Raw genomic sequence first — 10883 nt, 5'->3', positions numbered from 1 at the left:
CGCCAGCGCGGCCAGGTGCCGCCAGGTCGACGAGCGCAGCAGTTCGTCGCCGCGCTCGCCCGCGCCGTCGTGGGCCCGGCGGTAGGCGATCCAGGCCGCCGTCGGGTCGCGGAGCAGGTTCTCCGCCACGAGTCCCCGGCGGAAGTCCAGCAGCGGCCGGCCCGGCGCGTCCGGCGGCAGCAGCGCCGAGGTGCGGCCGAGCGCGGCCTGCGCCTCGTCGAGACGGTCGCGGGCGCCCAGCACACTGGCCACGTACGCCAGGAAGCCCCGGGCGCAGGCCGCCGCCGCGCGCTGCTCGGTGGTGGTCACGGTGGCCTCGGCCAGTCGTAGCGCCTGCTCCGCCTGGTTCCAGTGGGCGGCGGTGAACAGGCACTGCTCGATCAGGAGTTCGGCCCTGATCAGTGCCACCGCCGGGTCGCGTTCGGCGGCCGGCCGCAGTAGGTCGGCGGCCTCCCGCCAGCACGCCCGGGACCGCAGCCGCCATACGGTGTCCCCCGGCTCCGGTGGCGCTGTGCGCCCCGGTGCGTCCTGACCGTTCGGGCCCCATCCGTGCTCCGACAACGCCACCTCCTTGTGTGCGCCATCCAGCAGGACGCGGGCCCTCCCCGTCCGTGGCACGACACACCACAGGCCCGCGTTGTGGCGGCAATTCAACACGGGGGCGAGCTTGTGCACCAGATCACGAGCGGAGGTTGTTGCGCGCGGCCGGGTTTTCGTCTAAACGATCAGCGGCCGGTCGGTCGGGGCCCGAACGAGGCCTCAGGACGTCCAGCCGGTCTCCATCAGGGCCTCGGCGGCGCCGTTCGCAGGCTGCGGCACGCCCGCCAGGTCCAGGCTGAACAGGGCCACCAGCAGCTGTTCGCCGCGCACCGTGGCCTGATGCGAATAGCCCGCAAGAGTGAACATCGCGGCGGCCATCTCCTCCGCGTGCAGGGTCTGCAGCCACAGGCACTCGACCGACTTCACGTCCGCCGGCTCGGTCCAGGTGTCCACCTGCGCGACCATCCGGCTGCCCAGCAGGGTCACCCCGTCGCGCTCCTGGGCCTCCGTCAGTTCGAGGTCGTCGAAGCCCAGCCACTCCAGGTAGCGGGCGGCGGTGAACACCGCGTCCTGCGAGGTCCGCACCGGGTGCGGGCGGAACGGCGCGCGGCGCCGCCACTGCGCGGCCTGCCCGCCGGACCCGGTGGCCGGCGGCGCCGCGGCGGGCGGAGCGTCCAGGGAGTGCGCGGGGCGGGCCGGGTGCGGGTGGGAGGTCCGCGGTCCGGCGGTGGCACCCAGCGGGCCGGCCGCCGCCCCGCCGCCCAGCCGGGTCGTCCGGTCCACCGGGAGCCGCACGGTGGCACCGCAGTTGCAGGTGAACTCGGGCTGCGGCCACTGGTCGGAGCGGCCGCAGTGCGGACAGCGCATGCTCAGCCAGGAGTCCTCCCACGACCGGAACCGGACCTGCACCGGCACCCCGCCGCGCAGCAGCGGCACCTTCAGCGAGGCGCCGCACGGGCACGGCAGCGACGGCGGCTCGTAGAGGTGCTCCCGCCGGCAGGCGGGGCAGCGGATCGCCCGGGCGCCACCCGCCGCCCCCGGGCCGCGCCCGGCCGGGTCGTGTCCGGTGAAGTCGTCGGGCAGTCCGGCCATCGCGGGGTACCGTCCGTTCGAATCGGGGGCGGAGTGACGTGTCCCATGCTCCCCGAAACCCGGGAGGTGCGGCGCGGAATGCGGCAATCCTCAGGGACGAATCAGGGGTGCGCGCCCGAATCCTCGCCGGTGAGGAGGAGGGCGGTCCCCCTCGGGCGGGAGTCCCCTCCCCACCGGGGCGGGACGGCGGCGGTCCGGTGCCGGGCGGGTGTCATCCCGAGCCCCAGCGGGCGAGGTCGGCGGGCGTGTCCAGGTCGTCCGGGGAGGCGACGTCGCCGCACTCGACCGGGACCAGTTCCGCGGCGTGCGCCGCCAGCAGGGCCCGGGCCCCGGCGTCCCCCCGCGCGCCCGCCGCCGCCTCGGCGAGGTACCCGGCGCCGATCAGCACCGGGTGCCCGCGCCGCCCCCCGTACGTCGCCGCGGCCAGACCGGCCCCGGCCCGGTGCGCGGCCAGCAGCCGGGCCACCGCGGCCGCTCCCACCCCCGGTGTGTCCACCAGCATCACCAGCACCGCCGAGGAGCCGGCGGGCAGCGCGGCCAGACCGGCCCGCAGCGAGGAGCCCATGCCGCCCTCCCAGTCCGGGTTGGCCACCAGCCGGCAGCCCGGCAGATGGGCGGTGGACCGCACCCGCTCCCGGTCCGCGCCCAGCACCACCGTCACCTCCCGGCAGCCGCCCGCCCTGGCCGCCGCCGCGGCGTGCTCCACCAGCGGCCGCCCCCGGTACGGCAGCAGCGCCTTCGGCCGTCCGCCCAACCGGCGCCCGCCCCCGGCCGCCAGCACCAGCGCGGTGACCGCGTCCCTCTGTTGTTCCATGGGCCCAGCCTGCCCGGCCCGACGGCCGGGGCACAGTCCCGCCGCCGGGTGTTGGACGATCGCACGAGCGGGGGCGGCGGCGGGCTGCCGCGCCCCGGCGGTTCGGCCGCTGGTGCTCCCGTCGCAGGGCCCCTGTACTGGGCGGATGAGCAGCGCGTCGAGGAACAGTGCGTCGAGGAACAGTGCGTCCGGCACCACCGTGCCGGGGACGGCCGCCGTCGAGCCGGACCGCGCCGTCACGGGTCGAGCCGGGGCGCCGCACCCCCTGGTGGACCGGTACGGGCGGGTGCACACCGATCTGCGGGTGTCGCTGACCGACCGGTGCAATCTGCGCTGCACCTACTGCATGCCCGCCGAGGGGCTGGACTGGCTGCCCCGGGCCGAGGTGCTGAGCGACGACGAGGTGGTCCGCCTGGTGGGGATCGCCGTCCGCCGGCTCGGCATCACGTCGGTGCGCCTGACCGGCGGAGAACCGCTGCTGCGGCGCGGACTGCCCGCCCTGGTCGGGCGGATCGCCGAGCTCGGGGCGGAGGTGTCGCTGACCACCAACGGCATCGGCCTGGCCAGGACCGCCGAGGCGCTGCGTGCGGCCGGACTGCACCGGGTGAACGTCAGCCTGGACACCCTGAGCCCCGAGCGGTACGCCGCGCTCACCCGCCGGGACCGGCTCGCCGACGTACTGGCCGGGCTGGCCGCCGCCCACGCGGCCGGGCTCGCGCCGGTGAAGGTGAACGCGGTGCCGGTGCGCGGGGTCAACGACGACGAACTGGCCGAGCTGCTCGGCTTCGCCGTCCGGCACGGCTACCGGATGCGCTTCATCGAGTCGATGCCGCTGGACGCGCAGGGCGCCTGGGACCGCGAGCGGATGGTCACCGCGGACGAGATCCTGGCCCGCCTCGGCGAGCGCTTCGACCTGCACCCGGTCGGCCGCTCCGGCAACGCCCCGGCCGAGGAGTGGCGGATCGCCGGGACGGACGCGGTGGTGGGCGTGATCGCCTCCGTCACCCGCCCGTTCTGCGGCGGGTGCGACCGGGTGCGGCTCACCGCCGACGGGCAGTTGCGCAACTGCCTGTTCGCCACCGAGGAGTCCGACCTGCGCGCGCTGCTGCGCGACGGCGCCGACGACGACCGGGTGGAGGCCGCCTGGCGGGCCACCATCGCCCGCAAGGGCCCCGGCCACGCCATCGGCGGCGCGGACTTCGTCCGGCCGGCCCGTCCGATGTCGGCCATCGGAGGCTGACTGTCCGTCAGGGGCGTTCACCGGAGCGCGGATCGGCGGCCGACCGGGCGAAGTGCGTGCGGTAGGCGCGCGGGGTCATGCCGATCCGCCGCAGCAGGTGGCCGCGCAGCGAGTCGGCGGTGACGAAGCCGGTCCTGGCGGCGACCCGGTCCACCGCCAGATCGGTGGACTCCAGCAACTCACGGGCCTGCTCCAGGCGTTGGGTGAGCAGCCAGTGCAGCGGCGTGGTGCCCGTCTCGGCCCGGAAGCGGCGGTTGAGGGTGCGGACGCTCACCCCCGCGTGCGCGGCCAGGTCGGCCAGCGCGAGCGGCTCGGCCAGCCGGGCCAGCGCCCAGGCCCGGGTGGCGGCGAGCGAACTGCCGTCCGCGCCGGCGACCGGGGTCGGCAGGATCTGCGCCCGGCCGCCCTCGCGGACCTCCGAGAGCGCCGCCAGCCGGGCCACGGCGTTGGCCGTCGCCGCGCCGTGGTCGGTCCGCACCATGTGCAGGCACAGGTCGATGCCGGCGGTCAGCCCGGCCGAGGTGAGTACCGGGCCGTCGTCGACGAACAGCGCCTGCGGGAGCACCCGCACCTTGGGGAAGCGGTGCTCCAGGGCGCCCGCCTGCACCCAGTAGGTGGTGGCGCTGTGCCCGTCCAGCAGTCCGGCCTGGGCCAGGACGAAGGCCCCGGTGCAGATCGAGGCCATCCGCGCGCCCCGGTCCGCCGCCGTGCGCAGGGCGGTGAGGATCCGTTCGTCGGCGTCGGCGCGGGAGGCGGACCCGGTGACGAGGACGGTGTCGGCCTCGGCGATCGCCTCCAGGCCGTGCGGGACGACCACCTGGAGGCTGCCGGTGGTGGTCACCGGGCCCGGTTCGGCGGTGCAGATCCGCACCCGGTACAGCGGGTCGCCGTCCAGTTCGGCGGAGCCGAAGACGAGGTCGGGAATGGTGAGGTCGAAGGCGGTCACCGGGGGCACCGCGACCACCGCGATCCGGTGGACGCCGGTCGGCCGGGCGGCGGTCGGCCTGGTGGCAGCCGGTCGGGAGTCGGCCGGTCGGGCGGCAGTCGGTCGGGAGTCGGCCGCAGGCCCGGTCGGGGCCGGTCGGGTGGTGCGGGGCATGGCCAGAACCTCCGGAACCTTGGCAGCCCGGGCCCTGCCGTGCGGCCGGGTCCCGAAGGAGAGTTGATCACGGCGCCGACGCCCCGGCGCCACCCACCCCAACGGCAGCCCGGGAGCTCCCATGTCCTTCCACGTCGTCACCGGCGCCGGCCCGACCGGCACCGCCACCGCCCTGCTCCTCGCCGGCTCCGGTGAACAGGTCCGGCTGGTCACCCGGCGCGGCACCGGCCCCGAGCATCCCGGCATCGAGCGGATCGCCGCCGACGCCGCCGACGCCGACGCCCTCACCGCGCTGGCCGGGGGCGCGCTGTCGCTGGTCAACTGCGCGGCCCCGCCGTACCACCGCTGGCTCACCGAGTTCCCGCCGCTCGCCGCCGGGCTGCTGACCGCCGCCGAACGGACCGGCGCGGGCTACGTGATGCTCGGCAACCTGTACGGCTACGGACCGGTCGACGGCCCGCTCACCGAGGACCTGCCCGCCGCCCCGACCAGCCGCAAGGGCACGCTGCGGGCGGCCCTGTGGGCGGAGGCGCTCGCCGCGCACCGGGCGGGCCGGGCGCGCGTCACCGAGGTCAGGGCCAGCGACTTCCTCGGCCGGGGCGCGACCTCGCTGTTCGGCTTCACGGTGGTACCCGCCGTGCTGGCCGGCGAGCCGGTCGGCTACCCCGCCGACCTGGACGCGCCGCACAGCTGGAGCCACCTCGGCGACGTGGCCGCCACCCTGGTCGCCGCCGCCCGCAACGAGGCCTCCTGGGGCCGGGCCTGGCACGTGCCCAGCACCAGCGAGGCCCCGGCCCGCGAGGTGGCCCGGCGGCTGGCGGCGGCGGCCGGGGCGCCGGAGCCCGTGCTCACCGCCGTCGCGCCGGCCGAACTGGTGCAGCTGGGGGACGAGATCCTCGCCGAGGTCGAGGAGATGGCCTACCTGTACGACCGGCCGCTGCGGCTGGACTCGACGCGCACCGAGGAGGTGCTCGGGGTGACGGCGACTCCGTTCGAGGAGGTGCTCGAGGAGATCGTCCGCGGCGCGCGGTCGTAGTGCGGCCGTAGCGGGGGCGGGGCGGCGCCCGGTGTGAGCTTCGCCATGATCGAAATGCTCCGGGTTGTGGTGGCTTGACCGGGTGCGGGCGGGCTGGTCTGCTGGTGCGCCGTCAGCCGCCCACCCATCCGGGGAGTCCACCGTGCCCGCCCGTCGCACCGTCCTGTCGGCCGCCGCCGTCTTCCTGATATCCACCCTGGCGCTGAGCGGTTGCTCCGGCGCCACGCCGCGCAGCGAGGACGCCGCGCCCGCCGGCGCCGTCGGCCCCGGCACCAGTCCGCTGGACAACCCGGACGGCACCAAGCCCGGTCTGGCGCCGTTGACTTCGCCCGAGGAGCAGAAGGCGGGCCGGGAGCTGATCGCCAAGGTCGCCACCGCCGCGACCGGCCCCAAGGACGGCTACGACCGCAACGAGTTCGGCCCCGCCTGGACCGACAGCGTGGACGGCGTGCCCGGCGGCCGCAACAACTGCGACACCCGCAACGACCTGCTGGCCCGCGACGGTTCGGCGGTCGAGCACAAGGACGGCTCGAAGTGTGTGGTCACCGCGATGACCATCCTCGACCCGTACACCGGGAAGACCGTGCGCTGGAGCAAGCAGCAGGCGTCGAAGATCCAGATCGACCATGTGATGCCGCTGTCCTACGACTGGCAGATGGGCGCGAGCGGGTGGGACAAGGCCAAGCGCGTCCGGATCGCCAACGACCCGCTGAACCTCGTCCCCGCCGACGGCTCGCAGAACGCCTCCAAGGGTGACTCCGGCCCGTCCGCCTGGCTGCCCGCCGACCCGCGGATACGGTGCTCGTACGCCGTCCGCTTCGCACAGGTGTCGTTGAAGTACCAACTGCCGGTCACCGAGGCCGACAAGAAGGCGATGCTGCAGCAGTGCGGCGGCTGACGCCCCGTCGAGGGGGTGGGGCGCCGTCGATGGTGTGATCGTCGGGTGATATTCGTGTGCGGTGCATTCGACGATCACCCGACTCTCGCGACGCGCCCTGCCCGCCGTCGCCGCAGCCGCCCTGCTGGCCTCCTGCACCAGCGCCGGAGGCTCCACCGACGCGGCCTCCACCGCGGCCCCGGCCACCGCTTCGGCCCCGGCCTCCACGGACCCGGCCGCCCCCGCGCCCACCCCGACCGCCACCCCGACGCCGACCCCGACCGTGAAGCCGACCGGCCAGGCGGACCCGGCGCTCCAGGCCTTCTACGGCCAGAAGCTCGCCTGGGCGGCCTGCAAGGACGACCCGGCCACCACGAAGACCGACGAGTCGGCGGTCCAGTGCGCGACCCTCAAGGTCCCGCTGGACTACGCCGATCCGTCCTCCGGGGAGACCCTGGACGTCGCGGTCGCCCGGATCCCGGCCGCCCGGCCCGAGCAGCGGACCGGCTCGCTGCTGGTCAACCCCGGCGGCCCCGGCGGTACCGGCGTCGGCATGGTCCAGCGCGGCCAGAAGGACTACGACGGCCCGCTGCACGACCACTTCGACGTCGTCGGCTTCGACCCGCGCGGCGTCGGCGGCACCAGCCCGGTCAAGTGCCTGGACGACAAGGCCCGGGACGCCTGGATCAGCACCGACGCGCCCGGCGCGGACCACGGCAAGCTGCTCGCCGACGCCTGCCAGGCCAAGTACGCCAAGCTGCTGCCCTTCGTCGGCACCCGGAACACCGCCCGCGACATGGACGTGCTGCGCGGCGCGCTCGGCGACCCCAAGCTCAACTACATGGGCCTGTCCTACGGGACCTACCTCGGCAGCGTCTACGCCGAGGAGTTCCCGGACCGGACCGGCCGCCTCGTCCTGGACGGGGCCAGCGACAGGTCGACCAGCCTGGTGCAGCACAACATCGAGCAGTACATCGGCTTCGAGCGGTCGTTCAAGCTGTTCGCGACCGGGTGCGTCACCAAGTCGCCCTGCCCGCTGGGCAAGGACCCGGAGGCGGCGCCCAAGAAGCTCGCCGACTTCCTCGACGGCCTCAAGGACAAGCCGCTCACCACCACCGACGGCCGCAAGGTGACCGCCACCGCCGCCTGGAACGGCGTGATCGACAGCCTCAACGACGAGCAGTCCTACGCCGACCTGCGGACCGTCCTCACGATGGCCATGAACCAGGGCAAGGGCGACTACCTGATGGGCCTCGCCGACGGTGCGACCGGCCGCGACCAGAAGGGCGGGTACAAGGTCTCGGCCGACGCCTACACCGCCGTGCACTGCGCGGACACCGTGATGGCCCCGACCGAGGCCGAGCTGCAGGCACAGCTCGCCGAGCTCGCCGCCAAGGCTCCGCTGGTCACCGCCCACAACCCGGCGGCGGCGCTGTTCGACCCGGACTGCCGGAGCTGGCCGTTCCGTTCGGCCGAGAAGCCGCACCCGATCAAGGCCGAGGGCAGCGCGCCGATCGTGGTGGTCGGTTCCACCGGCGACGCGGCCACCCCGTACGCCTGGTCCGAGCGACTGGCCGGATCGCTCGCCCAGGGAGTGCTGCTCACCCGCGAGGGCGAGGGCCACACCGCGTACGGCCGCAGCGCGTGCATCCGGGACGCCGTGCACTCCTACCTCGTCGACGGCACCGTGCCGGCCGCCGGGACGCGCTGCGCGACCGACCCCGCACGCTGAGTCGGGGCCGAGCCGGGGTCGAGTCGGGGCTGAGCCGGGGCGACGGAGGGCGGGGCGCCGTCGGCGGGGTGATCGTCGGGTGATATTCGTGTGCGGTGGACTCGATGACGACCCGGCTCTCGCGACGCGCCCTGCCCGCCGTCGCCGCGGCGGTGCTGCTGGCGGCCTGTACCGGCGGCGGAGGCGGTAGCACCGGTGCGGGCGCCTCCGGTGCCTCCGCCGGGGCGGGCGTCGCGGCGGCGGAGGCCGCGCAGTCGGCCCCGGACCCGGCGCTCCGGTCGTACTACGGCCAGAAGCTCGCCTGGACGGCCTGCAAGGACGCCCCGAGGACCGAGGGGGTCGACCCGGCATCCGTGCGGTGCGCGACCCTCAAGGTGCCGCTGGACTACGCCGACCCGGCCGGCGCCACCCTCGACGTGGCGGTGGCCCGGGTCGGCGCCGCCAAGCCCGCGCAGCGGACCGGGTCGCTCGTGATCAACCCGGGCGGGCCGGGCAACAGCGGCGTCGACGCGGTCCTCTTCGGCCAGCGCGACTACGACGGTCCGCTGCGCGACCACTACGACATCGTCGGCTTCGACCCCCGGGCCACCGGCCGCACCACCCCGGTCAACTGCCTGGACGACAGGACCCGGGACAGTTGGATCACCACCGACACCCCCGGGCCCGAGCACGGCAAGCTGCTCGCGGACGCCTGCCGGGCGAAGTACGGCAAGCTGCTGGAACACCTCGGCACCCGCGACACCGCCCGCGACATGGACGTGCTGCGCGCCGCGCTCGGCGACCGGAAGCTCACCTACCTCGGCCTGTCCTACGGCACCTACCTGGGCAGTCTCTACGCCGAGGAGTTCCCGGACCGGGTCGGCCGGCTCGTCCTGGACGGCGCGATCGACCCGGCCAAGCCGATCGCCGAGACCAACATCGAGCAGTACGCGGGCTTCGACCGCTCGCTGCGCGCCTTCGCCGCCCACTGCGCCCAGCAGTCGCCGTGCCCGTTCGGCACCGACCGGGACAAGGCGGCCGGTCGGGCCGCCGACTTCCTCGACGGGTTGAAGCGCAAGCCGCTCACCACCACCGACGGCCGGGTCCTCACCTCCTCCGCCGCCTGGGCGGGCGTGATGGACGGCCTCTACGGCGACGAGGGCGGCTGGGACGGCCTGGCCGCCGCCATCGACCGGGCCATGAACCAGGGCGACGGCGACTACCTGCTCGCCTACGCCGACTCCTACAACAAGCGTGGCGAGGACGGCCGTTACGGCGCCGCCGCCGACGCCTACACGGCGATCTACTGCGCCGACGGGGCCACCGACGTCCCGACCGGGGACGCACTGCGGGACGCCTACGCCCGGATGGCCGCCAGGGCCCCGCTGATCAGCCGGCACGAGCCGGCGGCGACGCTGTTCGACCCGGACTGCCGCAGCTGGCCGTTCCGTTCGCCGGAGAAGGCACACCCGATCGCCTCGAAGGCCGCGACGCCGATCGTGGTGGTCGGCTCCACCGGCGACGCGGCGACCTCGTACGCCAACGCCCAGCAGCTGGTCGCCCAGCTGGGCAACGCGGTGCTGCTCACCCGGGAGGGCGAGGGGCACACCGGCTACGGGCACAGCGCCTGTGTCCGGGCGGCGGTGGGCGCCTACCTGGTCGACGGCACCGTGCCGGCCGCCGGGACGCGCTGCGCGAGCGACCGGGGGTAGCGGGCGGACCGACGGCGGGGCGCGCCAAGGTGAACATCCTCGGGGCGCCCCGCCGTTGTGCGTTCAGGTCCGGCCGGTCAGGAGGTGGGCGGCTCGGTCAGGTCGTAGAAGGTCGACCCGCCGACCGTGCGGGCGGTGTAGTGCGCCTCCACCCACGCCTCGATCCGGGCGGTCTGCGACTGCGAGGACTCGCCGCCGGGACCGTTCGCGCCGTTCACCGTGTTCGCCCCGGCCGTCTCCCCGCCGCCGAAGCCGCGCGAGCCGCCGCCGATGAACCAGTGCACCTTGCCGTCCCGCACGTACTGCTGGAAGCCTTCCAGGCTGAGCGACGGGTCACTGCTGTTGAAGCCGCCGAGGGCCATCACCGGTACGTCGGAGGCGAGTTGGTAGCTGGCGGCGTTCTGCGAACCCGAGGTCGCGGCGGCCCAGCGGTACTGGTCGGCGTCCTGCTTCAGCAGGGCGGCCGCCTCGTCGCTCACCCGGGTGCCGTTCAGCAGCCCGTTCATCCCGCCGGGGCCGCCCTGTCCGCCCTGACCGCCGGGGCCGCCCTGACTGCCCTGACCGCCGCCGTTGCCGTTGGGGACCCGGCCGGTGCCCCGGCCGCCGTCCTGCTGCGGGAAGCCGGGGGCGCCCTGGCCGCCGCCCTGGCCACCACCCTGACCGCCGTCCTGCTGGGGCGTCACCGTCCGGCCGTTGAGCCACAGGGTCGGCCCGTCGCCGCCCGCACCGGGCCCCCGCATGCCGCCGGGGCCGAAGCCGCCC

Annotated in this window: 8 protein-coding genes and 2 pseudogenes; 5 read left to right on the top strand and 5 right to left on the bottom strand. The window is 75.4% G+C overall.

Going from position 1 to position 10883, the window contains the following annotated elements; translation table 11 throughout:
- The 3 genes and pseudogenes from BI06_RS27140 to BI06_RS27130 form a co-directional block, all read right to left on the bottom strand.
- Positions 1-561: pseudogene (locus BI06_RS27140) on the bottom strand (hypothetical protein); the annotation flags it as partial.
- 198 nt (positions 562-759) lie between these two features.
- Positions 760-1632, bottom strand: coding sequence for a hypothetical protein (locus BI06_RS27135; protein ID WP_082558706.1), 873 nt, complete (start codon positions 1630-1632; stop codon positions 760-762).
- 211 nt (positions 1633-1843) lie between these two features.
- On the bottom strand, positions 1844-2446 hold the full coding sequence (locus BI06_RS27130; RefSeq protein WP_199523351.1) for an NTP transferase domain-containing protein: 603 nt from the start codon (positions 2444-2446) through the stop codon (positions 1844-1846).
- A 145-nt stretch (positions 2447-2591) separates the two neighbouring features.
- On the opposite strand from BI06_RS27130, the gene moaA reads away from it, so the two are divergent.
- Positions 2592-3686 carry a GTP 3',8-cyclase MoaA gene (moaA, locus tag BI06_RS27125; protein ID WP_082558705.1) on the top strand — a complete coding sequence of 365 codons (1095 nt, stop codon included), beginning with the start codon at positions 2592-2594 and terminating at the stop codon, positions 3684-3686.
- 7 nt (positions 3687-3693) lie between these two features.
- On the opposite strand, the gene BI06_RS27120 is transcribed toward moaA, so the two are convergent.
- Positions 3694-4785, bottom strand: a complete 1092-nt coding sequence (locus tag BI06_RS27120; protein ID WP_082558704.1) for a GlxA family transcriptional regulator — start codon at positions 4783-4785, stop codon at positions 3694-3696.
- 121 nt (positions 4786-4906) lie between these two features.
- Between BI06_RS27120 and BI06_RS27115 the strand changes: the two genes are divergently transcribed.
- The 4 genes from BI06_RS27115 (at position 4907) to BI06_RS27100 (ending at position 10121) form a co-directional block, all read left to right on the top strand.
- On the top strand, positions 4907-5821 hold the full coding sequence (locus tag BI06_RS27115; protein WP_030391263.1) for an NAD-dependent epimerase/dehydratase family protein: 915 nt from the start codon (positions 4907-4909) through the stop codon (positions 5819-5821).
- A gap of 142 nt (positions 5822-5963) precedes the next feature.
- Entirely contained in the window at positions 5964-6719 is a 756-nt protein-coding gene (locus BI06_RS27110) for an HNH endonuclease family protein (protein WP_030391262.1), read from the top strand.
- A 61-nt stretch (positions 6720-6780) separates the two neighbouring features.
- Positions 6781-8430 carry an alpha/beta hydrolase gene (locus tag BI06_RS27105; protein WP_043472235.1) on the top strand — a complete coding sequence of 550 codons (1650 nt, stop codon included), beginning with the start codon at positions 6781-6783 and terminating at the stop codon, positions 8428-8430.
- A gap of 104 nt (positions 8431-8534) precedes the next feature.
- Positions 8535-10121: an alpha/beta hydrolase gene (locus BI06_RS27100; protein WP_043472234.1), complete on the top strand. Its 1587-nt coding sequence runs from the start codon at positions 8535-8537 to the stop codon at positions 10119-10121.
- A 77-nt stretch (positions 10122-10198) separates the two neighbouring features.
- On the opposite strand, the pseudogene BI06_RS27095 reads toward BI06_RS27100, so the two are convergent.
- Positions 10199-10883, bottom strand: a pseudogene (locus tag BI06_RS27095) (glycosyl transferase); the annotation flags it as partial.

It is taken from the genome of Kitasatospora sp. MBT66 (assembly GCF_000710405.2).
Lineage (GTDB): Bacteria > Actinomycetota > Actinomycetes > Streptomycetales > Streptomycetaceae > Kitasatospora > Kitasatospora purpeofusca.
Note: the sequence above shows the minus strand (reverse complement) of the source record. Positions and strands in the feature narration are given on the sequence as shown.

What these genes read in the sequence shown, in the direction of transcription:
- moaA (WP_082558705.1), top strand. Translation starts at nt 2,592, where the DNA reads ATGAGCAGCGCGTCGAGGAACAGTGCGTCGAGGAACAGTGCGTCCGGC.
- BI06_RS27135 (WP_082558706.1), bottom strand. Translation starts at nt 1,632, where the DNA reads ATGGCCGGACTGCCCGACGACTTCACCGGACACGACCCGGCCGGGCGC.
- BI06_RS27100 (WP_043472234.1), top strand. Translation starts at nt 8,535, where the DNA reads ATGACGACCCGGCTCTCGCGACGCGCCCTGCCCGCCGTCGCCGCGGCG.
- BI06_RS27115 (WP_030391263.1), top strand. Translation starts at nt 4,907, where the DNA reads ATGTCCTTCCACGTCGTCACCGGCGCCGGCCCGACCGGCACCGCCACC.
- BI06_RS27120 (WP_082558704.1), bottom strand. Translation starts at nt 4,785, where the DNA reads ATGCCCCGCACCACCCGACCGGCCCCGACCGGGCCTGCGGCCGACTCC.
- BI06_RS27130 (WP_199523351.1), bottom strand. Translation starts at nt 2,446, where the DNA reads ATGGAACAACAGAGGGACGCGGTCACCGCGCTGGTGCTGGCGGCCGGG.